We start from the raw sequence: 22,897 nt of genomic DNA on the forward strand, positions 1-22,897 counted from the left end.
CACGGAGTGATCATGACCGACGCCGACGCCGACACCAGTACCGGTACCGAGACCAGTACCGAGACCAGTACCGCGACCGAGGGCGGACCCGACGCCCACGCCTGCCCGGTCGTGGACTACGTCACCGGACCGCCACCCGCCCCGGCGTTGTCCCTGTTCCAGCGCATGGACGACCACCAGGCCGCCGGCCGCCCGGCCGTCCGGACCGGCGAGGCGGGCGGGTACTGGATCTTCACGGACCATGACGTGATCCTCGAAGGGCTCCAGCAGCCCGACCTCTGGTCGAGCTCGGTGATCGTCCCCACGGAGTCGGATCCGCCCTACCGATGGATCCCGATCATGCTCGACCCGCCGGAACACACGAAATGGCGCCACCTGCTCGGCTCGTACTTCTCGCCCGGCCGGACAAAGGCGATGAAGGCCGGCCAGCACCGGCTCGCCGTCGAGCTCATCGAGGGCCTGCGCGACCAGGGCGAGTGCGACTTCGTGCGCGACTTCGCGCAGGTGTTCCCCAGCACGATCTTTCTGGAGATCATGGGAATGCCGAGGGAACAGCTCGGCGAGTTCCTGCGGTGGGAGCACATGATCCTGCACCAGAACAACGACAGCGATCCCGACGGCTCGGTGCGGCTCGCGGGCATGCAGGCCGTCCAGACCTATTTCGCCGGCCTCGTCGCGCAGCGGCGGGCGAACCCCGATCCCCACGCCCAGGACGTCGTCAGCGCCGCGATCTCCTGGGAGATCGACGGGGAGCCGGTCAGCGACGCGGACGTGCTCAACTGCCTGCTGCTGCTGTTCATGGCCGGCCTCGACACCGTCGCCGGCCAGTCGTCCTACGCCCTGCTGCACCTGGCCACGCACCCGGCCGACCGGGCTCGGATCGTCGCCGAGCCCGCGCTGATCCCCCACGCCGTGGAGGAGCTGCTGCGGGCCTATCCGATCGTGCAGACGGCCCGCAAGGCCACCCGGGACGCGCAGTTCCACGGCTGCCCGATCAGGAAGGGCGACATGGCGGCGTTCCCGCTCTCCGCGGCCGGCCGGGACGAGCAGGCCTATCCCGACGCCCGGCGGGTCGATCTCGATCGCCCGACGACCCGTCATCTCTCCTTCGGTGGCGGCCCCCACCGCTGCCTCGGTTCCCACCTTGCCCGCCAGGAACTCGCCGTGCTTTTACAGGAATGGCACCGGCTCATTCCCGACTACGAGCTGGCCGAGCTTCCCCTCGAACACGGCGGCGGGGTGTGGGGCCTGGAGTCCCTGCCCCTGCGGTGGGCCGTCTGACGCCGCCCGCAGGCGGCACCGATCTTTCGAAAGGGGCAGTGATGGCCACCGATCTCTCCTACCGGCTCTACATCGACGGGACGTGGTCCGACGGTGCGAGTGCGACGCAGCTGGAGGTGCTGAACCCGGCGACCGAGGAGGTCATCGGGCGGGTGCCACAGGCGACCCGCGCCGACGTGGCCCGGGCCGTCGAGGCGGCCCGGCGGGCCTTCGACGACGGGCCCTGGCCGCGGCTGACACCGGCGGAACGCGCCCGGGTCCTGCTGCGCATGGCGTCGGTCATGGAACGCCGGCTGGCCGAGATCGTCGAGCTGAACATCGTCGAGGCGGGGTCGGTCCGCTGGCTCGCCGAATCCGTCCAGGTGGGCATCCCGATCGCGCACCTGCGCGACATGGCCGAGCGGGTGATGCCGTCGTTCGCCTGGGAGAAGCCGCTGCTGCCGTTCGTCGGCGCCGGCATCGGCCAGGGCGTGCTGCGCCGCGAGCCCTTCGGCGTCGTCGGGCTCATCTCCGCCTACAACTTCCCCTTCTTCCTCAGCATGATGAAGCTCGCGCCCGCCCTCGCCGCCGGGTGCACCGTCGTGCTGAAGCCCGCGCCCACGACGCCGCTGGAGTCCTTCCTCATCGCCGAGATTGCCGAGGAGGCCGGGCTTCCTCCCGGCGTGCTCAACGTCGTCACCGGCGACGTCGAGGCTGGTCAGGAGCTGACCACCAACCCGATGGTCGACCTCGTCAGCTTCACCGGCTCGGACGGCGTCGGCCGGCTGGTCTACAGCCAGGCCGCGCCGACCCTGAAGAAGGTGGTGCTGGAGCTCGGCGGCAAGTCGGCGAACGTCATCTGCGACGACGCCGACCTCGACCTCGCGCTCGCCGACGTGCTGGCCGGCATCACCCTGCACGCCGGGCAGGGCTGCTCCCTGCTCACCCGCACCCTCGTGCACCGGTCCCGGCACGACGAACTCGTCGAGAAGGTCAGCGCCGCGCTGGCCCAGGTCAGGGTCGGCAACCCCGCCGACGCCGACACCGCCATGGGCCCGCTCATCAGCGAGGCGCAGCGGGCCAAGGTGGAGGAACTGATCCGCACCGGGGAGAAGGAGGGCGCCCGGATCGCCTTCGGCGGTGGTCGCCCGGCCGGGCTCGACCGGGGGTACTTCGTCGAGCCGACGCTGTTCACCGGGGTCGACAACGCCATGACCATCGCGCGCACGGAGTTCTTCGGCCCCGTCGGGGTGATCATCCCGTTCGACGACGACGCCCACGCCGTCCGGATCGCCAACGACAGCCCCTACGGGCTCGCCGCCGCCTGGGCGAAGGATCCGATCCGCGCCTACGACCTCGCCAAGCAGCTCCGCGCCGGGTACGTCACGATCAACGGTGGCGGCGGTGGCCTCAGCCCGCACGCCGCCTTCGGCGGCTACAAGCAGAGCGGACTGGGCCGCGAATGGGGCGAACACGGGCTCGACGAGTTCCTCCAGACGAAGTCGGTCGTCTGGGGCGTGGGGCGCGGCTGAGAGGAAGAGCATCATGGCTGCCGCCGGACCGCCGGTACCGCCGGCGTTGGTCGACCCCAGCGGAGCGTGGTTCTTCAACTGGGTCATTCCGCTCCTCGGCGGACTGATCATCGCCCTGGCCGTCGCCGACACCATCCGGCGGCGACGGCTGACGTGGGGTTTCCTGTTCCTGACGAACAGCATGCTGGTCTACTGGATGGAGACCGTCGGCGACTGGGGTCAGCAGCTCGTCTACAGCCCCGCCTTCGCCCAGCATCATCTGCTCGACTGGCTGCCGGTCAAGACGCCACACGATCCGTTGTTCATGCCCTTCGCCTACGCCTGCTACTGGACGGTGCATGCCTTCGTCGTGCTGCGCATCGGCCAGTTCCTCGTGCGGCGTTTCGGGTGGAGCCTGCTGCGGGCCATCGCCGTACTCGCGATACCGGTGAACTACACGTGGGACTTCCTCGTCGAAAGCCTCGCCGCCGCGATGGGATGGTGGGTCTACGACCCGGGGTTCGGTCCCCACATCGAGTTCGGCAACGGCGGAAGGTTCACCGTGCTGTGGACGATCGGGCTGATGTCGTTCTGGCCGAACCTGATCGCGTACTGGGCCGGCAAACCGCCCGTCCACACGCTCAACTACTTCGAACGCTTCTTCGGGCTGGAACGCTTCACCACCCCACGACGTGGCGAACCCGAAACGCCGCCCGCCGACCTCGGCACACCGTGGACGGCGGGCGGCCCGGGGGACGCTGCCGTGCTTGTCCGGCCACCCCGGCAGCTCGCCGATCGGCGGCGGCTCGACCGCCGGCAGGAACACGACGCCCGGCTCGACTTCGACGTCACCCTACCGAGGTGGAAGTTCGAACTCGCCCGCTTCGGCGCCTGGTTCGTGGTCTTCCAGGTCACCTTCTTCGTCATGCTCGTCCTGCCGCTGGTCGCGATGCGCGCGCTCACCGGCCACGACAGCGTCTACGTTCCCTAGCCGTCAACGTTCCCCAGCCGTCAACGTCCCCCAGCCTTCAACGTCCCCCAGCCGCGGAGGAATGCATGAACACGGGCACGCCCGACGACGATCCGCGCGGGCTCCGGGCGAGAATGCTGCCACCCGCGGACGGCGCGGCCCTGCGACGAGAGTCCGTGCTGGTCTTCGCCTGGTGCATGGGCCTGACGGCGGCGCTGTTCGTCCTGGTCTACCTGCTGACCTGAGCGGGGCCGGAACGTCGACTCACCGCGGCCACGGCGGCCGGGGCGGCCACGGCGGCGAGGACCACCAGCACCCCGATCTCGACGGCCACGCTGATCGCGGCGTCCGGGGAGGGCGTGAAGCCGCGTTCCTCGAACCCGGCGACGCCGGTCGTCCGGGACAGCACGAAGCCGACCAGCGCGCCCCCGGACAGGCCCGCGGCCAGGATCGACAGCAGGACCGACCCGGGCAGCGCCACGCTGACCACGAGCAGGAACGCGACGGCGAACGAACCCGCGGCCTGGACGAGGAACGCCGGGCCGATGGTGTGGATGTGGCGGTACCCGTGGTCGGCGTACAGGTCGTAGTGGATGTAGCCGCTCCAGGCCAGCAGCGTGGCCACGACGACCTTCGCCGCCGCCCGGGCGATCCGCGCCTGCCCGGCCGAGGCCCAGCCCGGCGCGCCGGGCCCGCGCGGCGCCGCGAGCGTCTCCGTCTCCGGCTGCGTCTGCGCCCCCGTCTCGCTCATGCGAGAACACTGTCCTTGATCGCCAGGGCGGTCCGGCCCTGGACGTGGCTGACCTCGCGGATGCCGAGCGCGGCCTGGAGCCGGCCGGCGGGCAGGGTCTGCGGCGTCGGTGCCGGACCGACCCCGGGCCGGGGCAGGGGGTAGGCGGTCGTCGTGGCGCTGTGGAAGGTCACCGTGCCCTCGGTCTTCGTGAACAGCTGGTGGACGTGGCCGTTGAGGCAGGTCACCGAGGAGAACCGCCGCAGGTGGCTCAGGGCCTGCGCGGCGTCGTCCGTGCCCCAGCCCCACGCCGGATACATGGCGAACAGCGGGATGTGGGAGAAGACGATGATCGGCGTGTCGCTGGACAGGCCGGCGACGTCGGTGCGCACGAAGTCGAGCTGGGCCGGGCCGAGGTGGCCGAGCCGCTCCAGGCTCAGGGTGTTGACCAGCGCGATGACGTGGACGCCCTTGAGGTCGAAGCTGTACCAGCCGTCCCCGGCGGAGCCGGCGCCGAAGGTCGCGAGGTAGCCCCGGCCGTGGTCGCCGACCGCGTCGTGCTCCCCGGGCACGGTGTGCACACTGCCGGCGCGCACGCCCCCGAGCATCTGCTTGACCTGGTCGAACTGGGCGGCGGTGGACAGGTGGGTGAGATCGCCGGTGTGCATGACGAAGTCCGGCCGGTACGGCAGCGCGTTGACCTGGTCGATCGCCCGGGAGAACGACCCGGTGACGTCGGGGTTCGCCGTTCCGGTGAAGCCCAGATGACTGTCGCTGAGCTGGACGAACCGCAGCGTGGCGGTGTCGTCGGCCGCCGCGGCGCTCGGCGTCGTCCCACCGACGACCGAGCTGATCACCTCGCCGCCGACGACGCTGAGCGCCACCGCCGCCCCGAACCACGCGCCGTGGCGGGCCAGCTGCCGTCGGCTCATGCCACCCGGTCGGTCCGCCTCGCCGGGCCGGGCATCGCCGGGCCGCGCATCGCCGGGCCGGGCATCGCCGGGCCGGGCATCGCCGGGGCCACGCTCGTCGCCGGCGCTCACGGGGTCACCACCACGGTGCCGACCATGAAGGGGTGGATGGTGCACAGGTAGGCGTACTGGCCCGCCTTGGTGAACGTGTACTGGTAGGTCGCCCCCTGGTCGAGGGTCGGTGAGTCCGGGCCCGGCCCGCTTTTCGCGGTCACCGTGTGCGGCTCGGAATCCTGGTTCGTCCAGGTGACCGTCGTGCCGACCTTCACCGTGACGGTCGCCGGCGAGAAGGCGAAGTTCTGAATGGCCACCCTGGCCGTCGACACCGGCTTTCCGTCCGCCGCCGCACCACCGCCACCCGCCGCGCCCGCCGAAGCCGACGCCATCCCCGGCATCCCCGCCATGCCCGGCATCGGGGTCGGCGTCGTGCCACCGTTCGCCCCGGCCCCGGAGGCCCCGGCCCCTGAGGTCGCCGTTGCGCTCGGAGCGTATGCAGGCGCCGCGGCCTGCGAGGTCCCGTCCGACCCGCCGCCGCAGGCCGCAAGACCGGGAATGGCCACCGCCAGAACGGCGACCGCGAACAGCCGCCGAGGTCGGCGTATCGCGAAAGAAGACCACATCGGATAACTGCCTTTCCGGCCCGTCATCCGGGCCAGTGCCAGGGGCCCACCCTGTTCGGCTCGTGGACCGCAACCGTCGTCGCGGTTGTCAATAGCCGGGGTGGTCACACGGCCCGGGCGATCACCCGGTGGCAGTCGGTCGTCGGGGGGCGTGGCGCGCGGCTGACCCCGCCGCAACGGTTCAGGAGGCGGTGCGCCAGCGCGGATCCCGGCCGAGCAGCGCGGCGAGATTGTCGACCGGGTCGAGAGCCGGATCCTCGGGCAGTGGCGGCCGATACACACCACCTGGACCGTTGAGTCCGCTGCCCGGCCCGGTGATCCTGCGGGCGATGGGCAGCGCGACACGAGTGAGCTCGTCCGGCGCGGCATACGGGCGGCCCAGCGCCCGGGCGAGGTCCCAGCGGTGTACCAGCATGTCGACGAAGTGCACCGCGGTGACCTCGTGCGTGGGAACCTCGCGGCCGACCTTCGGGACGGCGATCTGCGGGCCGGCCTGCTCGAGTGTCGCGACCCAGCGGGCCGCGATCAGCGCGAAATCGTCGCGCGGGTCCTGATCCCCGGCCGCGTCGGCCGACAGCGCGCCGCGCGCCAACGCTGAGACCCGTTCGTGCTCGGAGTTCATGTGCCGCACCAGGTCCAGCACCGTCCAGCCGGCGCACGGCGTCGGGTTGGCCAGCGCGGCGTCCGGAATCGTCACGACCTCCCGGCCGACGAGAACGAGGGCGGCGGCGTCGAGCCGCAGCAGGTCAGGCACCGTGTACCTCCGAGTCGAGAATCCCTGCGCCGACCAGCGCTGTGACTTTTCGTGATCGACCGGATTCCCACGGAAGCCTAACGGTGGATCCAATGCCCATAGTTGTGACGAAAGCGGCGTGGCCGCTCCCCCCGGTTCCCAGCCGAGGGCTCGGACGCCCGGCTGGGACGGGACGGGGAGCGCCGGGCCCCGTCCCGGCCGGCTGCCGACTATTCGGCCGCCTGCTCCAGGCGGGCATAGGCGAGCTGGAGGGCGTCGGAACCGGCCACGGCGGTGAACACCGAGGCGGCCAGCCGGGTGAACCGGGGGGCGACCACCAGCCCGAACACGAAGCCGGTGGCCACCCACTGCGCGGTGCAGAACGGGCAGGTGAGCAGCTCGCCAACGCTGTGCCGGACCTCGCTTGACGGGCGCGCGTCCTCGGCCAGCTCGGCCGGACCCGACTGGCCCCGGAACCGGGTGAACGGCGCCCGCAGGGGGCTCGTCACCGGATCCTTGGTCAGCACCCGGCTGAGCTTGTGCGTCGCGACGGTGACCAACGCGAGGTCGGCCGCGCTCACCCGCTGCGGCGGCGTCGCCCCGACGAGCCGGGCGACCCCGACCATCGAGGCACACAGGCCGCCGTAGGTTCCCAGTGTGGCCAGGTAGCCGCCCAGCGGGCGCGGCTCGCCGCCGGAGTACTCCGCTTCCTCCCGCCGCGCGACCCCGGCGACCCGATCGGCGACCTGGCGGGCGGTCGTTTCCCATGCTGTCATCACTATTCCGGCCGTACCCCGACCGAGGGCCCCAAACCGAGCGACGCCGTGAAGGGCGCGAGCCTGTGCCCCGGACGCGCTCCTGTGCCCCCGGGGTGGGATGGCCGATCGGCCTTGGCCGGTATGCTGCGCCGCGTGCCAGCATGGAAGGCGATCGAGCAGGCGGAACCGGAGTTCGCCGAGCGGGTGCGCCGGCTGTTCGACGCCGGTCGCCACAAGACCATCGCCACTCTGCGCGCCGATCGCTCGCCGCGCATCTCGGGCATCGAGTGCGCGTTCGCCGACGGCGAGCTCCGCTTCGGTTCGATGGCCGGCGCCCGCAAGGGCGCGGACCTGCGCCGGGATCCCCGCTTCGCGCTGCACGGCCCGACCTTCCATCCCGAGGAGGGCAGGGAGGGCGACTGGCCGGGTGAGGCGAAGATCGCCGGGCGGGCCGTTCCCGCCGGTCCGGTGACGACGGCCGAGACGAGTGAGCCTCCCGACGGGGAGATGTTCGTCGCCGACATCACCGAGGTCGTCCTCACCCACCTCAACGCCGAGGCGACCAGGCTCGTCATCGAGTCCTGGACGCCGGAGCAAGGACTGCGCAGGGTCGAGCGGGAGTAGCCGCGTCCCCGCTCGCCATCAGCGGACGGCGTGTGCGAGCACCTCGTTGGCCGGCGCCGCTCTCGGTTCCACGAAGATGCTTCAGCCCGCCTGGCCCTTATGCACCCTATGCAGCTCTAGATGATCTTGGTGTTCCGCGGAACCGCGGCGCGCGCCCGGTGGAACACGTTTCTCTCCGCCGCCCCGGACCGTGAGCGATCATCGACGAGCAGCGGTCCTGCTGTCGCGTCCACTTCGCCGTCGAGTCGCAGCCCTCGGGCCTTCGCCGGCGACGGCCGGGTGCGGGGCGGGTCGGCTACTGGCTGGAGGTCGGGACGAGGGTGCGCTCGGAAGCCATGCCGCGGCGCCGTCCACGGACGGAGGGCCGGCGCGCGGGCCGGGTGGGCGGGCCGGTGTTGACGTCGGCGTACGGGGTGTTCCTCCGGACCTGGTAGACCCAGCTCCTGCTGACCGTGATGCCCTGCGCAGCGAGTACCGCGACCGTCTCGGTGACAGACCCGCCGGTCTGGTCGAGGGTGCGCGCGATCGCCTCACGTTTCGCGGCCGGGTCCGCCGCACCGTCTCCCCCGGCGGCCGCGTCCACCCCCGCGTCCAGCACAGCGGGCGGGTCGACCACCGCGTCCACCACCACCGCCACGTCCAGCACAGCGGGCGGGTCGGCCCCGGCGTCCAGCCCCGCGGCCATGTGCGCCGTCCCCGCGGCAGGCTCCCCCGCACGGGCCATCCCGGTGACCCGGTCCGCCACGCCCTCCGGCCCGGCGGGCGGGGGCGCCCCAGCCGGACGGTCGGTGCCCGCCCCGTCGACGGCGGTGGCAACGGCGATCGTGGGCGCGGCGATGGTGGCGGTGGCGATGGTGGTGGCGGTGGTGACGGAGGCCGTCGGGCCTCGTTGCGGGGGGATGGAGAGGGTCGTCGTGACCGGATCGCCGGCGGCCCGGCGTCCGGCCGGATGGATCTGACGCATGAGCAGCTCGTAGGACCCGAGCAGGGCCAGCGGCGGCCACCCGGCGATGATCCGGGCGGTGAACGTCGGTTCGGCGTGCAGGACGTTCGCGACCAGCGAGGCGCAGGCCCCGAGCGCCAGCAGGAGGTACGCCAGCCAGGACCGGTCCCGCCCGGCGCGCCGGTCCGCCAGCATCGCCATCGACGCGGCCACGATCAGCCCGTCCACGCTGAACGGCAGCACCGCCGCCGTCATCGCGTCCTCCCCGTGCGCGATCGCGACCCCGCGCATGTGCCGGTAGGAGACGAAGGCCGCCACCACCGCCACCGTCGCCACCGCCACCACCGTGGTGATCCGAATCGCCCGCTCCGCCCGGACACCGGAGGATCGACCCTCGCTCACCGGCTGATCACCGTCCACACCGATCTCCTCGCCTGCTCCGGAATGCCCCGTCAGAGGACATTTTGCGCCGAAGCCGAGAGCGTGGTCCGAACACCCCGAACGATACGGAATGTCGGTATTCACCCCGGTGCCATCCGTGATAGCCGGGTCCGCCTGCGCATTTCCCAGGTCACCACGGGCGACCGTGTGCCCTGACCGTTCGAATCGGATCTGTTGCAGGCGGTCGATCCCTCAACCGGACCGACCTCGGGGGAGCTCCGCCGGTCCGGCCGCCTACCGCGCTTCCCGGGGGGCGTCGTCGCCCGTCTTCTTGTAGTACCTGCCCAGGTGGTTCCTGGCCCGGGTGATGTCGGCCGCGGCGCAGATATGCCTCGACGGCCGGGTTAGCGGCCCGATGCCGGGTATGGCGTCGCCGACCGGAGGCCCACGCAGCGACAGAACGGCCCACGAGACAGTACGACCCGCGGAAAGAGGCGGAAAGAGAACGACCCACCGAAAAGAGAACGACCCACGGAGCGGTTCCGACCTGCACATGTACGAGGGGCGCACGAACACCGCCACCCCGACCGGTTGCGGCTGGCCGAGAAGATCGGCGCGATCGCGGTCGACGACGCGTTGGGCGACCCGGTCGAGCAGGTCCTCGACCTGACCGGCGGTGAAGGCGCGGACAAGGGGTGCGAATGCGTCGGCTGGCAGGCCCATGACCCCCACGGCCACGCCTACCGCCACTTCGACGACCGCGAGGACGGCTGGACCAAGGTCGTTCTCCATCCGACGCATGGCTGACCCGCCGCGATCGCGGTCGCGGTCGCGCGCGGGGCACGGCGCACATCGACCTGAGGAGGCTGAGCGTCGATCGCGATCCACATCGGTACCTCGGGATGGAGTTACGGCCACTGGGACGGCGTGCTCTACCCGCCGGGGACGCCGCCCGGTCGCCGCCTTGCGCTCTACGTGGCCGAGTACGACACGGTCGAGTTGAACGCCAGTTTCTACCGCTGGCCGGCCGACGCGACGTTCGCCGGTTGGCGCCGCCGGCTGCCGCCGGGCTTCGTGATGTCGGTGAAGGCGTCCCGCGGCCTGACCCACGCCAAGCGGCTCTACGCACCGGAGGCGTGGACGAGTCGGATCGCGGGCGCCTGGCAGGAGCTGGCCGACCGGCGAGCGGCCGTGCTGGTGCAGCTCGACGGACGCCAGAGCCGCGACGACGCCCGGTTGGAGTACTTCCTGGCCGGGGTGCCGCCGTGGATGCGGGTGGCGGTCGAGTTCCGCCATCCGAGCTGGCACGACGAGGCGGTCTACCGGATCCTCGAACGGTACGGCGCGGCCTACTGCGTCATGAGCGGCGCCGGCCTGCCGTGTGTCCTGCGGGCCACCGCGCCGTTCGTGTACGTGCGCCTGCACGGCCCCGACCCCACGACCCTCTACGCCGGTTCCTACGACGACGACGCGCTGCGCTGGTGGGCCGCCCGCATCGACGAATGGGCGCGCGCCGGCCTGGACGTCTACGCCTACTTCAACAACGACGGCCACGGCTACGCCGTCGAGGACTCCCGCCGCCTGCGCCGCCTGTGCGGCGTGTGAGCGGTGCTCGACCAGGCACGGTCTGCGGGGAGATGCCCGGACGAGAAGACTGGGCGGATGATGACCACCGAGCCGTCGCGGCATCCGGCGCAGGGCCCCTGGACCACCCTGGACGTGCGCGTCGGTGCGCCGGTCGCCTGGGTCCGGTTCCACCGCCCGGACGCGCACAACACCGTCACCACGACCATGATGATCGAGATGCACGCCGTGCTCACGGAGCTCGCCCGGGACGACACGCTGTCCGTCGTCGTCCTCACCGGCGCCGGCCGGGTGTTCTGCCCGGGGGCGGATCTGACGGCGGTGCTCGCCGACCGCGACCGCGGCCCCGACCTCCCGCCGGTGGCGGCCTACCAGTCGGCGACCCTGCTGCACGAGATGCCGCAGCTCACCATCGCCGCGGTCAACGGCGGGTGCGCCGGTGCCGGGTTCGCCTGGGCGGCGGCGTGCGATCTGCGGGTCGCCGCCGCCCGCGCCCGTTTCTCCGTCGCGTTTCCCCAGCTCGGCCTCACCAGCGAGCTCGGCCTGCCGTGGACGTTGTCCCGCGCGCTCGGTGGGGCCGCGGCCCGTGACCTCTGCTTCCTACCGGCAAAACTGACCGCGGACGATGCCCGGCGGATCGGGCTGGTGGCCCGGGTGTTTCCCGACGACCGGTTCGAGGCGGAGGTGGCCGCGATGGTCACCGAGCTGGGATCGCGCCCGCTGAGTTCCGTGCGCGGAACGAAGGCCAATCTCCTGTTGGCCGAACGCAGCGGCCTGGCGGAGTTCGTCGACGCCGAAGCTCGGCGCCACCAGAGTTTCTTCACCGGGTGAGACCCCGACCGGCCGGCGGCACCGCCGACCAGGCGGGCAAAGGGCGGGACTCAGGCGACCCTCGGATACTGCTTCTTGAGCCGCTCGATGAGGGCGAGCGAGGTCTGCTCGTCCCGGGCCACGGCACCCCACCCCTCGATGAACATGCCGTCGTAGCTCAGCCCGACCCACCGCCCGGTGAGACGGTCGCCGTGCGGATTCAACGACAGGAACAGCGAGCCCTTCGAACGAACCGGACCCTCCGAACTGACGTACCAACCCATGATGATCTCTTCGTCGAAGATCTGTAGTTCACCCCACCAGAGGTAGCCACCCTCCTCGGTGGAAAGGCCGCGGGTGACCGCCTCGATGTGGATCTTCGTGCCGGCCTGCTCCAGAGCCGCCTCCTGCGAGGAATGAATCTCCTCGCCGTCCCGGAACGTCTGCCAGGCCGTCCACCAGCGCCCGGACAGGTTGACGCCGCCACCGGCCCGACGACCCACGCCGCCCGGGGACGGCACGGTTGCGGGCGGTTGCGGACTCGCGGCGGGACCGACGGCGGCGGCACTTCCCCCCACCATGAGCTGTCGACGATCCGTGGTGTCCACCTCCTCCAGTGCTCGTGGCCAGGTGATGCCCTCCTGGCTCCCCTTGTCCTCCAACCAGGCGTGCCGCCGCAGCTCGACCAGCCGACCGCCGGCGTTCAGCTCGGCGTCGATCGCGCTGACGAGCGACTGGGACGGCACCCCGAGCAGGCCGCGCTCGGCCTTGGACAGGTAGCTGGGCTGATAGCGGACCCGGCTGGCGAGCTGGGCCTGGCTCAGCCCGGCCGCCTTCCTCAGCCCGACGATGCTCGCCAGGAGGGTGGCAAGGCACGGTTGCATGTCCATCACATCGTCTACCCGGAGTCCTCGGTTCTGGTTCGTCGCCGGACTTTTCCACCTGGTCTGCTTGTTGTCACACCCCTCAGCGGGCGCGGGCTGCCAGGCCGGACCGGCTCGTCGACTGATTGTCGACCGATTGTCGGCTGATCGTCGCACGCAACCAGGTCTCCCCCGCACCACGGGTGGCCCACTGCCGTCAGGCCGCCGGAGCGGCCTTTCCTTACCCAGTATGACGGCTCTCACACCCTCGCCAAGCGGGCCGCCATCCGCGAGCGTCGTAGGTGCACCCAGGCGGGTGACAGCCGTAACCGGCACTCCCAAGGACGAGGAGGGGAGCATGGCGAGAACGTACCGGCTTGCCGAGGCCGGCAAGGTGGCATTTCATTTCTTCGGCGAGGGCAAATTAGTTCACCTTTTCGCGGAGGCGCCGGCGAGAGCCCGGTCCCTGCCGCTGCGACCCGGCGCAGGGTCGGTATGACAGCGCCCCGCCGTCCCGCTCGGCCCGACGCAGGCTGGACCCGCGCCGAGTCCCCCCTCTGCGGCAGATGCTCCGCGCCGGACTCCTACGCCGTCGTCTTCGTCGACGACGACGGTTCACCCACGTCGGTCGGGGCCACGTTTCCCGGGCCGATGTCGGCGGAGATGTACGGCAGAATCGTGGGCGGCAGGTTCCGCGTCGTCCCCGCCGACCCGGCCCGCCTCGCCCCGTAGGGCACCGCCACGGGTCGCGCCTCGATGCCGCCGGCAGCCGGGAAGGTCGCCCCCTCGAAGACCGCCGCGGCCGGTATCTCTGCTCACCCGATCGGAATAGCGCAGAGCTCGTCGGCCTTGAGCAGGGCGGGCCCGTGATCGGCGTGGCCCCGCCAGCCGCGCCCCGAGGAGGACCCGGATGTCCCAGGCCACCGCCGTCTCCCAGACCACCACCGTCTCCCAGACCACCACCAGCGCCACCGGGACCACCAGCGCCACCGGGACCACGACGCCGGTGTACGCCAGCCCGACCGACGTGGCGACCTACGGCGAGTACACGATCAACCGCGATCCCGCGGACACCCGGCCGCTCTACCGGTTCGCCGGGCGGATCACCGCGGACGGGTCGAGTGGATTCCTGGCGGAGCCGGGCCGCTACCACATCTACTCCGGCTGGTTCTGCCCCTGGGCCCACCGCGTCCTGCTCGAACGCGCGTTGCACGGGCTCGAGGACGTCATCAGCGTCTCCTACGTCGACGGCAGCCGCGACGCCCGCGGCTGGGGGTTCCGCGAGAGCTACGGCCCGGACCCGGTCAACGGCTTCACCCTGCTGCGCGACGCCTACGAGCGCACCGAGCCGGGCTTCGACGGCCACGTCTCCGTCCCGACGCTGTGGGACCGCCAGACCGGTCAGGTCGTGTCCAACGACTTCACCAGCCTCGGCATCGACCTCGCCACCCAGTTCGGCCGCTGGTCGAACGGCGCCGACACCTACCCCGAGCACCTGCGCGCCGAGATCGCCGAGCTCGACTCCTGGATCGGCCCGGCGGTGAACCACGGGGCGCACCGGGCGGCCCACGACGACGACGTCCGCGCGACGCTGCTCGACGCGTTCGCGAAGCTCGACACCCGGCTCGCCGACGCCCCCTACCTGGTCGGCGGCCAACTGACCGAGGCCGACGTGCGCCTGTGGGTCTCCCTCGTCCGCTACCGCGGCCGCCGCCACGACCTGGCGGCTCTGCCGCCGCTGTCGGACTACCCGCACCTGTGGGCCTACGCCCGCGCCCTCTACCAGCTCCCCGCCTTCCGTGCGACGACCGACTTCGCCACCTTCACGGAGCCGGACGCCGTCCTGGCGGGCTGGGACGTCGCGCCCGGCGACGACGCGTAGCCGCCTCGGCACGGCAGCCGTCGCCGCAGCGCCGCGGCTGCCGTCGCCATACCGGCAGCACGCACGGCTGCCGTCGCTGTACCGCGCTTCTGTCAGCTATCCGGCAGCAGTGACCTTCCGGGGTCGACCGCGCGTAACCTCCCGCCCATCGAGGCACGTGGGGGCGGGTGTGAAGCGCAGGACCGTGGTTGCGTTGCCGGTGGCCGTCGCGGCCGGGTTGCTGTTCGCCGGTGGGTGCGGAGGTTCCCCGGGCTCGCGCGGGGACGCGTCGACGGCCCCGCGCACGTCGCGCGCCGCCGCGACAGCCCAGCCGGCGGCGAGCACGCCGTCGGCGGACCCGTCCGCGTCGGCGCTGCCGCCCGGAGCTCAGCCCGGTCTGCATGACGTCACCGGCGACGGCACGCCCGACCCCACGTGCGGCACCCAGGACTTCGGCGCCGGGCTGGTGCTGCGGCTGCCCTGCGGGGACTTCAGCCAGTACGCGCACACCCCGGAGGACGGGACGAGGCTGGTGGCGAACTCGCTCTACCGGCTGCCCGGGCCCGACGACGTCGACCTCACCGGCATCTCCGGCGAGAACCTCGCCGCCACCGACGCCGCGGGCCGCGAGACCTTCATCCTGATCTTCAACAGTGACGCCCTGTTCGACACCGGCAGCTTCGCCATCGGCAGCACCGACACGCTGGACGCGACCATCAGGCTGATCAACTCCCACTACGCCGGCGGCGACATCCAGGTGCGCGGCCACACCGACGCGACCGGATCGGCCGCTTCCAACCAGACCCTGTCGGAGCGACGGGCCGACACCGTCCGGCGCTACCTCGTCGATCACGGGATACGGGCGTCCTCGGTCACCTCGGTCGGCCTCGGCAGCACCCACCCCCTGGCCGAGGAGGCCAACCCCGACGGCTCCCCCGACCCCGAGGGCCAACGCTTCAACCGTCGCGTCGAACTCGTCGTCCGCAGCCACCAGTAACCGAACCCGGCCGAAGGGCCAGGAGTCCGCAGGATGAGAGCGGTCTTGCGCGGGACGGCGTCCTGAACACGGCTACGTCGCGGTGCGGCGGGCCGCCTCGTCGGCGAGCGCGACCGCGAGGAGGCGGGTCAGCGCGGGCGTGTCCTGGGTGTCGAGCATCGTGATGTAGGCGGGTCGCCGAGTTCCCGATCGTGACGCCGGGCCGGCAGACGGCGCTGCGGTGCAGGCGCCGGGAAGGGTGCACGCCCGGGGTGCTCAGGTGGGGGTGGGGGGCACGTAGACCTGCACGACGCCGTCGACCTCGCGGACGATGAGGCTGGGCAGCGGGCGCGGCGGGGTGCGGATCTTGTAGTTCACGACCTCACCGGCCAGGGAGAAGGCCATGCGGTGGCAGGGGCAGTTCAGCCGCTGCTGCGCCGGGTCCAGGGCCAGCCGGCAGCCCTGATGCGTGCAGATGCCCGACGTCGCGCGGACGCGCCCGCCGGTCCGCCGCACGAACCCGACCACGGTGCCGGTGTCGAAGGCCCGCACGCCGCCCTCGGGCAGGTCCGGCGTGGTGGCGACGGTCCGCCAGATGCCGGCCGCGGGAACCAGGGTGCCGCCGGGCCCGGCCGCCGGCTCCGGTCCGGCCACCGCCGGGTCCGCCCGGTCACCGCCGCCGGGGCCACGCTCGCCGACAGCCCGATCCACCCCGGCCCCGATCGCCGCCGAGCCGGCCGCGAGCGAGGTGACCTGGACGAACCGGCGCCGCGTACCACGTCGCCGCCCCGCGCCCGCCCCACCGCCGGCCGCGATGCCCGACGCGGCCCGGTCCGACGCGGCCCGGTCCGACGCGGCCCGGTCCGAGGCCGCGCTGTCTGAGGCCGCGCTGTCTGAGGCGGCCCGGTCCGAGGCGGCCCAGGCAGGGCCGGCCTGGTCACGGGCGGCCTCGTGGGAGCTGGTCTGGTCGGAAAGGGCCTGGTCGGCGAGACGCCGGTGCAGCCGGGCGACGAACTCCTCGCTCGGCACGTCGCTGCCGGGTCGGGCTGCCCGCAGCGTGATCGCCGCGCGCAGGGCGGCGGCGTCCTGCGGGCCCGCGTCGAACCGCCTGGGCCGCCGGTGGCCGAGGAGGTCCTCGACGAACCGGCGCAGTCCCCGCCCGATCACGGGGTCATCTCGTCGCCGAGCCGGGCCGCCTGGCGCAGCGCGCGGTGCTGAAGAACCTTCGCGTTCCCGACCGTGATCCCGAGCTCGTCGGCGGCCTCCCGCAGCGTGCACGCCTCCAGGAACCGCAGCCGCAGGATGCGGGCGTACCGGTCGGGCAGCGCGGCCAGGATCGCCTCCGCGCGGGCGGGGTTGTCCCGCGCCGGGCCGACCGGGGCGCCCACGGTGGCGAACATCGTCTGAGCGAAATCCTCGTCGAGCGTCGTGACGGCGACTCCCAGGGTGCGCCGCCAGTGCGCGGCGAGCACCGTCCGGGCCGTCGCGACCAGGTACGCCCGCACCTCACCGACGCTAGCCGACACCCGCAGGGGACGCAGCGCCGCCATGAACACCTCGGCCGTCAGGTCCTCGGCGTCCGGACGGTTCCCCACCTTCGCGAACATGATCTTATACACCCGCTCCACGTTGTCGCGATAGATCTCCTCCCAGCCGGGATAGACGTCATCGGACACCACCCGCAACCGCGGCGGGTCAGGACGCGACAACACGCCGACGCCAGCGCCGCCGCCCCGGCCGGTTCCGACGCCGGTTCCGGCTCGGCCACCCTCGCCACCCAGGTCACCGCCGTCACAGCCGCCACAGCCGTCGCCCGACGCGCCGCCGCCGGTGCCGCCGACCGCCTCCTCCTCCGCCAGGGTGCGTCGTCGGATCCACGCCCGACCACCCGCCACCGGTCGCCACCGCCTCACAGCTCGCCATCGTCGCCGATCTCTCGCCTCACCCGTACAGATAGACGGCAGGGTTACACCTCGGCACGACCACGTCGGATGGGCGGGTCGGCGGCGCGCACGGGCCCGAACCTCGGCCCGTGCATCCCGGCGCGGGCAGGCGCTACCCCTCCAGGTAGGCGAGGACGGCGAGCACCCGCCGGTTGTCGTCCTCGGACGGCTGCAGTCCGAGCTTGGTGAAGATGCTGGCCGTGTGCTTGCCGACCGCCTTCTCGGTGATCACCAGGCTGGCCGCGATCGCCGCGTTCGAGCGGCCCTGGGCCATGTGGGCGAGCACCTCGCGCTCCCGCGGGCTGAGCCGGTCCAGCGGCCGGCGGCGGCTGTCGAGCAGCTTCGCCACGACGCTCGGGTCGAGCGCCGTGCCGCCGGCCGCGACGCGCCGCACCGCCGCGATGAACTGCCCGACATCCGAGACCCGGTCCTTGAGCAGGTAGCCGATGCCGCCGAGCCCGTCGGCCAGCAGCTCCCGGGCGTAGAGCTGCTCGACGTACTGGGACAGCACGAGCACCGGCAGGCCGGGAACCTGCTGGCGGGCGGCGAGCGCCGCCCGCAGGCCCTCGTCGGTGTGACCGGGTGGCAGGCGGACGTCGACCACCGCGACGTCCGGGCGCAGCGCGACGAGATCCCGCACGAGCTGCGGACCGTTGTCGACCGCCGCGACGACCTCGAAGTCGTGCGCCTGGAACAGCCGGATGAGCCCGTCGCGCAGCAGGGTCAGATCCTCGGCGAGCACGATGCGCAGCCGGCTCACGGCAGGCGGCCCGGACCGTGGGGCACGGTGATCGTGATGACGGTGGGCCCGCCCGGCGGGCTGTCGAGGTCGAGCCGGCCGTCGAACGTCTCGAGCCGGCGCCTGACGCCGCGTAGCCCCAGCCCCGCCGCGGGGTCGGCGCCGCCGATCCCGTCGTCGGTGACGACGATCCGCAGAACGGCCCCGTCGTGCCGCAGGCTGATCCCGCCGGCCGTGGCCTGGCTGTGCTTGACGGCGTTGGCGAGACACTCGGCGGTGGCAAAGTAGGCGGCCGACTGCACCGCCGCGGGCAACTGCGCCGGGGCGTCGCCGTCGACGGTCACCGGCAGCGCGAGGTCCAGGGCGAGGGCCCGAAGCGCGCCGGCGAGGCCGCGGTCGGCAAGCACCGCGGGGTGGATGCTGTGCATGACGGTACGCAGGTCGTCCAGGGCGCTGACCGCGGTGGACCGGGCCTCTCGCAGCAGCCGCGCGGTCGCCTCGGGGTCCGCGCGGACCAGGTCCTCCGCCATGCCGAGGCTGAGCGCGAGGGAGACCATGCGCGCCTGGGCACCGTCATGCAGATCCCGTTCGACCCTCGCGAGTTCGGCGGCCTGCCCGTCCAGCGCCGCGCGCCTGGTGTGCGCCAGGACGGCGACCCTGGTGGTGAGCTCCTGCTCCCGCCTGTCCGGCAGGCGGCTGACCACCCAGACATACCCGCCGAAGAGGATCGACCACGCGGTGATGCTCCACAGCGGCCAGAAGTACCCACCCCCGGACAGCGCCCACACCGTCACGTCGACCGGCACGATGAGCACCAACACCGCTCGCCCGGCCGCGAGTCGGCGCCGCCGGCCCGGCGGTTGGCGCCGTGTCCAACCCAGGAGGAACGCGGCGGCAGCGGTGGTGGCGACCCCGAACCAGACCCATCGAGGCCAGAAGTAGCCGCCGCCGGCCACCGCCCACGCGATCGCGACCGCCGCGCACACCACCGCGGCGACCACGGCGACCACGGCGACCACGGCGACCGCGGCCACCGCCGGGGCGGTCGGGACCCGCGGGTCGGCCGTCGACCGCCCCGCCGTCCCGCTCACCTCACACCGCCCGGTGCGCGGGTCGCGCGGGGACGCCGTAGGCGATGCGGCGCAGCACCGTCTCGGCCGGCCCCCGGCGGCCGCGCCGATCCATCGCGTAGGCCCACCCCACCGACCCGGTCCAGACGAGCAGGCCGGCGACGGTGGCGACGTAGGTGGAACCGCCGAGGTCGAGCGCCCACCGGGAGAACAGTGCCAGCCACGCCACCGACTGGGCCAGGTAGGCCGTCAGCGACCGCCGTCCCAGCGCCGCCACGGCGTCCACGCAGCGCACGGCCCGATCCGAGTGTGGGTGCCGCGGCCGGGCCAGTCGTGCCGCCGCGAGGCCGAACAGGGCCACGTAACCGGGGCCGGCATACTCGCCCGTGACCGCGTGGAGCCACGACATGCGGTGCACTGTACCCGCGTCGACATGCGCGATACCGGCCGAAACGAAGGCGTACGGCAGCGCGCCGACGATGGCGACACCCAGGCCGGCGCAGGCGACCCGACGCAGGAGCGGCCGGTGCGCGGCCGGGTCCTCGAGGATGCGCCGCCGCGCTGCCCAGATGCCCAGCCAGACGATGACGATGAAGGGAATCACGGTCGCGGTGTGGACGGGCCACTCGGCGAGCCGGTCGAGGACCGAGCGCCCGTAGGACGACGCCGCCAGCGACGGGTCGGCCGCGTTGGTCAGCGTCGCAGGTCCCCGTCGCCACCGCAGGACGACCGCCACCGCGACGGCCGCCGCCTCCAGCGTCTGGATCCCCCAGAGCCAGAGCACGAGCCGGTGGAAGCGGTCGCCCCGAGGGAGCAGGACACAGGTCGCGACGATGCCGACGATGCCGTAGGCACCGAGGAAGTCGCCGAAGTAGAGCAGCGTCGCGTGCACGAAGCCGAATCCGACGAGGCAGGCGTTGCGGCGCAGCAGAATGCGCCGTCCGCCGTCGGGATCGGTCGCCCGGCGGCGGGCAAGTTGGACGAGGCTGTAGCCGAACATGACCGCGAAGACCGGGTACGCCCGGCTGTTCACCAGCGTGATCATCAGGAAGTCCACGACCCGCTCCGCGCCATGCGGCGTGCTGTCGATGCCGGGCTGGCCGGCGAAGGCGCAGTTCCCGGCGTTGGCGAGCGCGATAAACAGTAGCATCGCGCCGCGGGCCAGGTCGGGGGCCAGCGCGCGCTGCGGGGAGTGCCGGGGTCCGGGCGGGGCGGCCGTCGCGGGAGGCGTCTGCGTCATGACCCTCAGACTCGTGGCGCCCGGCCACCGCCACGAGGGGCCTGGACACCCTCTTCGGCGGGGGCCTGAACCCCCTGCGCACTCGGACAGGTCCATCCGTGATGCGCGCATCCGGCGTGACATCCGGTGCCAGGACGCTCATGATGACCTTTCGCGATGAAGCGGGGAGGTCGGGTTGTCTGCATCCGGCGACGGACACGGCGAGTGGATAACCGGCTGGTTGGAACGTGAGGTGGGCGGGAAGGTCGTCCGCATCGAGCGGCAGGCGCGGTGGCGCCCGGCCTGGTGGGTCGACGTCGAACGCGACGGCGAGATCCTGCCCCTGTATGTGCGGGGCGAGCGGGTCGACTCGCCGTCGGCGTTCCCGCTCCGGCACGAGATGCGTTTCCAGTCGGTCCTCCAGGAGCACGGCATTCCGGTGCCGGCCGTGTACGGCTGGTCGGAGGAGCCCCGGGCGTATGTGATGGCGCGCGTCGAGGGACGGGACTCCTTCGAGGGGGTGCCGGACGACGAACGCCGCCGGGCGATGGAGGACTACATCGACATTCTCGTCCGGCTGCACGCGCTCGACGTGGCGCCGTTCGTCGACGCGGGCATCGTGCGCGCCGGTCCCGGCGAGGATCCCGGCGCGGTGGGCCTGCGGCACTTCGAGGACAGTGCCTACCGGAAGCTGAAGAAGCGGCCCGACCCCTTCCAGGAGTTCGTGCTGGGTTGGCTGTCACGGCATCGTCCCGACTCCCGCGGCCGCGAGTCGGCCATCGTCTGGGACGCCGGCCAGCTGCTACATTCCGACGGTCGCATCACCGCGCTGCTCGATCTGGAGTTCGGGCACGTCGGCGACCCCATGCAGGATCTCGGGGGCATGTGGGTGCGCAGCCCGTTCGTCGCCCTCGGCGACCTCGCCCCCCTCATGCGCCGCTACGAGGAGCGCAGCGGCACCGCGGTGGACCTCCAGGCCGTCCACTACCACTACATTCTGTGGGCCCTGTCGAACCAGCTCGAGTTCCACTCCGTGCTCGCCGACCCGGTGCCCGGCACGGACTACATGCTCAACCTGCACTGGTGCATCGAGACCAACCTGATGGCGCTCGAGGGAATCGCCACCGTCGTCGGGGTGGACCTCGTGGAGGTGGACGAACCCGAGCCGGTCGGGTCGGCCTACGGCCCGGCGCACCGGCATCTGACCCGCTCCCTCGAGCGGCAGGACCTCGGCGCCGGCGCGCAGCGGTACCACAACCGCATGTCCGTGCGGCTCGCCCGACACCTGCAGCGGATCGACGAGATCGGGGCCGCGGTCGTCGCCGCGGACCTCGACGACACGGCCGCCCTGATCGGTCGGCGCCCGCGGTCCTGGGCGGACGGCGGGCGGGAGCTGGAGGACTTCGTCCTCGCCGACGACGGCCGCCACGACGCCGAGCTCGTCGCGCTGTTCCACCGCCGCCTCCACCGGGCCCGCATGCTCAACGGCCCGGCGGGATCGTGGATCACCCAGCACCGAAACGTCGCGCAGCCCAGCCTGTAGGGACCGCCACGATCGTCAAGGCCGGGTCTCCCGGAGCCGGACTCGGAGCACGTGATCAATCCCCCGGGCCGGGGCTGTGATCGGGGCCGGGGCTGTGATCAGGGCCGGGGCCGGGGCCGGGGCCGGGGCTGTGGTGGGGTCGGGGTCGGAGGGTAGCGACGGTTCGTCAGGCGGCGCGGCGGGAGCTGGACAGAACTGCGCGGATCATCGGGATCTGCAGCGGCAGGCGAGCCCACATGGCGGCGGCCCGAGCGACGTCGCGGGGCCGGCTGTCGCTGCGGCGGGCCTTGGCCGTCGCGTCGAGCGCCGAGTGCAGGTTCCCCGGCCACACCCCGACGAGCAGGGCGGCGCTGGCCGGTCCCGCCCACCGGGCCTTCGTCAGCAACCCGGCCGCGCAGACCAGTTCGGCGACGCCGCTGGCGTAGACGACCGCCCGGGGACCGGGCAGCGCCCGGGGGATCAGCGGCTCGAAGACGGCGGGACGCACCAGGTGCGTCACCCCGCTGACCAGGAAGGCCCCGCTCATCAGCAACGGGCCGGGCGGGGTGAATCGTGAAGACGTCACGAGTCCCATCGAACCATCGCGGGGTCCCGCAGGTCGCCGGCCACGACGAGGACCCAGCCAGCAGCCGCGCCGCCGCCACGTGCCGATCCCGACCCTCACTCCCCCGACCCCTCACTTCCCCGGCCCGCAGCACTCCTCCCGCACCCGAAGCACTCGCCCCGCCCGCAGCACTCCCCGCCCGCGGCCGATCCTGTCCGTCCAAGCCGCCGCCGACCGTCCCTCG

Annotated in this window: 25 protein-coding genes; 12 read left to right on the forward strand and 13 right to left on the reverse strand. The window is 72.6% G+C overall.

Translation table 11 applies throughout. The features are described 5' to 3' along the window. Positions 1-12 precede the first annotated feature (12 nt). The 4 genes from FRAAL_RS18005 to FRAAL_RS33145 all read left to right on the forward strand — a co-directional run bounded on the left by FRAAL_RS18005 (position 13) and on the right by FRAAL_RS33145 (position 3,986). Positions 13-1,281, forward strand: coding sequence for a cytochrome P450 (locus FRAAL_RS18005; RefSeq protein WP_083867018.1), 1,269 nt, complete (start codon positions 13-15; stop codon positions 1,279-1,281). 41 nt (positions 1,282-1,322) lie between these two features. Further along, positions 1,323-2,792, forward strand: a complete 1,470-nt coding sequence (locus FRAAL_RS18010; RefSeq protein WP_041939452.1) for an aldehyde dehydrogenase family protein — start codon at positions 1,323-1,325, stop codon at positions 2,790-2,792. A 13-nt stretch (positions 2,793-2,805) separates the two neighbouring features. Further along, a complete protein-coding gene (locus tag FRAAL_RS18015; protein ID WP_157892133.1) occupies positions 2,806-3,762 on the forward strand; it encodes a hypothetical protein in 957 nt (318 codons plus the stop codon). A 65-nt stretch (positions 3,763-3,827) separates the two neighbouring features. Continuing rightward, the gene (locus FRAAL_RS33145; protein ID WP_157892134.1) at positions 3,828-3,986 is read left to right on the forward strand and encodes a hypothetical protein; all 159 of its coding nucleotides are present in this window, start codon (positions 3,828-3,830) and stop codon (positions 3,984-3,986) included. Here FRAAL_RS33145 and FRAAL_RS18020 read toward each other — a convergent pair. The 5 genes from FRAAL_RS18020 to FRAAL_RS18040 all read right to left on the reverse strand — a co-directional run bounded on the left by FRAAL_RS18020 (position 3,971) and on the right by FRAAL_RS18040 (position 7,571). Then, positions 3,971-4,492 carry a hypothetical protein gene (locus tag FRAAL_RS18020; protein WP_011605246.1) on the reverse strand — a complete coding sequence of 174 codons (522 nt, stop codon included), beginning with the start codon at positions 4,490-4,492 and terminating at the stop codon, positions 3,971-3,973. The two genes, FRAAL_RS33145 and FRAAL_RS18020, sit on opposite strands and share 16 nt — an antisense overlap. Continuing rightward, the gene (locus FRAAL_RS18025; protein ID WP_231861713.1) at positions 4,489-5,514 is read right to left on the reverse strand and encodes a metallophosphoesterase family protein; all 1,026 of its coding nucleotides are present in this window, start codon (positions 5,512-5,514) and stop codon (positions 4,489-4,491) included. The genes FRAAL_RS18020 and FRAAL_RS18025 overlap by 4 nt, the downstream gene beginning before the upstream one ends. Further along, on the reverse strand, positions 5,511-5,828 hold the full coding sequence (locus tag FRAAL_RS35075; RefSeq protein ID WP_050997403.1) for a plastocyanin/azurin family copper-binding protein: 318 nt from the start codon (positions 5,826-5,828) through the stop codon (positions 5,511-5,513). The genes FRAAL_RS18025 and FRAAL_RS35075 overlap by 4 nt, the downstream gene beginning before the upstream one ends. Before the next feature lie 415 nt (positions 5,829-6,243). Then, positions 6,244-6,816: a TIGR03086 family metal-binding protein gene (locus tag FRAAL_RS18035; protein WP_041939454.1), complete on the reverse strand. Its 573-nt coding sequence runs from the start codon at positions 6,814-6,816 to the stop codon at positions 6,244-6,246. 209 nt (positions 6,817-7,025) lie between these two features. Beyond that, positions 7,026-7,571, reverse strand: coding sequence for a DUF1360 domain-containing protein (locus tag FRAAL_RS18040; RefSeq protein WP_011605252.1), 546 nt, complete (start codon positions 7,569-7,571; stop codon positions 7,026-7,028). 135 nt (positions 7,572-7,706) lie between these two features. Between FRAAL_RS18040 and FRAAL_RS18045 the strand changes: the two genes are divergently transcribed. Beyond that, a complete protein-coding gene (locus tag FRAAL_RS18045) occupies positions 7,707-8,177 on the forward strand; it encodes a pyridoxamine 5'-phosphate oxidase family protein (protein WP_011605253.1) in 471 nt (156 codons plus the stop codon). 295 nt (positions 8,178-8,472) lie between these two features. On the opposite strand, the gene FRAAL_RS18050 is transcribed toward FRAAL_RS18045, so the two are convergent. Continuing rightward, positions 8,473-9,540, reverse strand: a complete 1,068-nt coding sequence (locus tag FRAAL_RS18050) for a DUF2637 domain-containing protein (RefSeq protein ID WP_041939455.1) — start codon at positions 9,538-9,540, stop codon at positions 8,473-8,475. A gap of 552 nt (positions 9,541-10,092) precedes the next feature. On the opposite strand from FRAAL_RS18050, the gene FRAAL_RS18055 reads away from it, so the two are divergent. The 3 genes from FRAAL_RS18055 (at position 10,093) to FRAAL_RS18065 (ending at position 11,916) form a co-directional block, all read left to right on the forward strand. Further along, complete coding sequence (locus tag FRAAL_RS18055) at positions 10,093-10,308, forward strand: hypothetical protein (protein WP_011605255.1); 216 nt, start codon at positions 10,093-10,095, stop codon at positions 10,306-10,308. 69 nt (positions 10,309-10,377) lie between these two features. Then, positions 10,378-11,106, forward strand: a complete 729-nt coding sequence (locus FRAAL_RS18060) for a DUF72 domain-containing protein (protein WP_041939456.1) — start codon at positions 10,378-10,380, stop codon at positions 11,104-11,106. A 57-nt stretch (positions 11,107-11,163) separates the two neighbouring features. Continuing rightward, on the forward strand, positions 11,164-11,916 hold the full coding sequence (locus FRAAL_RS18065; RefSeq protein ID WP_157892135.1) for an enoyl-CoA hydratase/isomerase family protein: 753 nt from the start codon (positions 11,164-11,166) through the stop codon (positions 11,914-11,916). Positions 11,917-11,966: 50 nt separating this feature from the next. Here FRAAL_RS18065 and FRAAL_RS18070 read toward each other — a convergent pair whose 3' ends face one another. Further along, entirely contained in the window at positions 11,967-12,785 is an 819-nt protein-coding gene (locus tag FRAAL_RS18070; protein WP_157892136.1) for a helix-turn-helix domain-containing protein, read from the reverse strand. A gap of 468 nt (positions 12,786-13,253) precedes the next feature. Here FRAAL_RS18070 and FRAAL_RS31870 point away from each other — a divergent pair, with 468 nt between their 5' ends. From FRAAL_RS31870 to FRAAL_RS18080, 3 genes are all read left to right on the forward strand, one after another. Further along, positions 13,254-13,490: a hypothetical protein gene (locus FRAAL_RS31870; protein WP_083866833.1), complete on the forward strand. Its 237-nt coding sequence runs from the start codon at positions 13,254-13,256 to the stop codon at positions 13,488-13,490. Positions 13,491-13,668: 178 nt separating this feature from the next. Then, the gene (locus FRAAL_RS18075) at positions 13,669-14,640 is read left to right on the forward strand and encodes a glutathione S-transferase C-terminal domain-containing protein (protein ID WP_011605261.1); all 972 of its coding nucleotides are present in this window, start codon (positions 13,669-13,671) and stop codon (positions 14,638-14,640) included. A 199-nt stretch (positions 14,641-14,839) separates the two neighbouring features. Next, a complete protein-coding gene (locus tag FRAAL_RS18080) occupies positions 14,840-15,616 on the forward strand; it encodes an OmpA family protein (RefSeq protein ID WP_231861714.1) in 777 nt (258 codons plus the stop codon). 255 nt (positions 15,617-15,871) lie between these two features. Here the strand turns inward: FRAAL_RS18080 and FRAAL_RS18085 are convergent, their stop codons facing one another. The 5 genes from FRAAL_RS18085 to FRAAL_RS18105 all read right to left on the reverse strand — a co-directional run bounded on the left by FRAAL_RS18085 (position 15,872) and on the right by FRAAL_RS18105 (position 20,587). After that, the gene (locus FRAAL_RS18085) at positions 15,872-16,762 is read right to left on the reverse strand and encodes a Rieske (2Fe-2S) protein (RefSeq protein ID WP_011605264.1); all 891 of its coding nucleotides are present in this window, start codon (positions 16,760-16,762) and stop codon (positions 15,872-15,874) included. Then, positions 16,759-17,508: an RNA polymerase sigma factor gene (locus FRAAL_RS35600; RefSeq protein ID WP_257720597.1), complete on the reverse strand. Its 750-nt coding sequence runs from the start codon at positions 17,506-17,508 to the stop codon at positions 16,759-16,761. Before FRAAL_RS35600 ends, FRAAL_RS18085 begins: the two co-directional genes overlap by 4 nt. A gap of 142 nt (positions 17,509-17,650) precedes the next feature. Then, positions 17,651-18,289, reverse strand: a complete 639-nt coding sequence (locus tag FRAAL_RS18095) for a LuxR C-terminal-related transcriptional regulator (protein WP_041940701.1) — start codon at positions 18,287-18,289, stop codon at positions 17,651-17,653. A gap of 5 nt (positions 18,290-18,294) precedes the next feature. Further along, positions 18,295-19,368, reverse strand: coding sequence for a sensor histidine kinase (locus FRAAL_RS18100; RefSeq protein WP_011605267.1), 1,074 nt, complete (start codon positions 19,366-19,368; stop codon positions 18,295-18,297). Position 19,369: 1 nt separating this feature from the next. Next, positions 19,370-20,587 carry a DUF418 domain-containing protein gene (locus FRAAL_RS18105; protein ID WP_011605268.1) on the reverse strand — a complete coding sequence of 406 codons (1,218 nt, stop codon included), beginning with the start codon at positions 20,585-20,587 and terminating at the stop codon, positions 19,370-19,372. A 175-nt stretch (positions 20,588-20,762) separates the two neighbouring features. Between FRAAL_RS18105 and FRAAL_RS18110 the strand changes: the two genes are divergently transcribed. After that, complete coding sequence (locus tag FRAAL_RS18110) at positions 20,763-22,109, forward strand: phosphotransferase family protein (RefSeq protein ID WP_011605269.1); 1,347 nt, start codon at positions 20,763-20,765, stop codon at positions 22,107-22,109. A 166-nt stretch (positions 22,110-22,275) separates the two neighbouring features. Here the strand turns inward: FRAAL_RS18110 and FRAAL_RS18115 are convergent, their stop codons facing one another. After that, positions 22,276-22,674 (reverse strand): DoxX family protein, encoded by a 399-nt coding sequence (locus FRAAL_RS18115; RefSeq protein WP_231861070.1) that lies wholly within the window; start codon positions 22,672-22,674, stop codon positions 22,276-22,278. Between the last annotated feature and the right edge of the window lie 223 nt (positions 22,675-22,897).

This window comes from Frankia alni ACN14a (assembly GCF_000058485.1).
In the GTDB taxonomy this organism is placed as follows: domain Bacteria; phylum Actinomycetota; class Actinomycetes; order Frankiales; family Frankiaceae; genus Frankia; species Frankia alni.

What these genes read in the sequence shown, in the direction of transcription:
- FRAAL_RS18005 (WP_083867018.1), top strand. Translation starts at nt 13, where the DNA reads ATGACCGACGCCGACGCCGACACCAGTACCGGTACCGAGACCAGTACC.
- FRAAL_RS18010 (WP_041939452.1), top strand. Translation starts at nt 1,323, where the DNA reads ATGGCCACCGATCTCTCCTACCGGCTCTACATCGACGGGACGTGGTCC.
- FRAAL_RS18015 (WP_157892133.1), top strand. Translation starts at nt 2,806, where the DNA reads ATGGCTGCCGCCGGACCGCCGGTACCGCCGGCGTTGGTCGACCCCAGC.
- FRAAL_RS33145 (WP_157892134.1), top strand. Translation starts at nt 3,828, where the DNA reads ATGAACACGGGCACGCCCGACGACGATCCGCGCGGGCTCCGGGCGAGA.
- FRAAL_RS18020 (WP_011605246.1), bottom strand. Translation starts at nt 4,492, where the DNA reads ATGAGCGAGACGGGGGCGCAGACGCAGCCGGAGACGGAGACGCTCGCG.
- FRAAL_RS35075 (WP_050997403.1), bottom strand. Translation starts at nt 5,828, where the DNA reads ATGGCGTCGGCTTCGGCGGGCGCGGCGGGTGGCGGTGGTGCGGCGGCG.
- FRAAL_RS18040 (WP_011605252.1), bottom strand. Translation starts at nt 7,571, where the DNA reads ATGACAGCATGGGAAACGACCGCCCGCCAGGTCGCCGATCGGGTCGCC.
- FRAAL_RS18065 (WP_157892135.1), top strand. Translation starts at nt 11,164, where the DNA reads ATGATGACCACCGAGCCGTCGCGGCATCCGGCGCAGGGCCCCTGGACC.
- FRAAL_RS18070 (WP_157892136.1), bottom strand. Translation starts at nt 12,785, where the DNA reads ATGGACATGCAACCGTGCCTTGCCACCCTCCTGGCGAGCATCGTCGGG.
- FRAAL_RS31870 (WP_083866833.1), top strand. Translation starts at nt 13,254, where the DNA reads ATGACAGCGCCCCGCCGTCCCGCTCGGCCCGACGCAGGCTGGACCCGC.
- FRAAL_RS18075 (WP_011605261.1), top strand. Translation starts at nt 13,669, where the DNA reads ATGTCCCAGGCCACCGCCGTCTCCCAGACCACCACCGTCTCCCAGACC.
- FRAAL_RS18105 (WP_011605268.1), bottom strand. Translation starts at nt 20,587, where the DNA reads ATGACGCAGACGCCTCCCGCGACGGCCGCCCCGCCCGGACCCCGGCAC.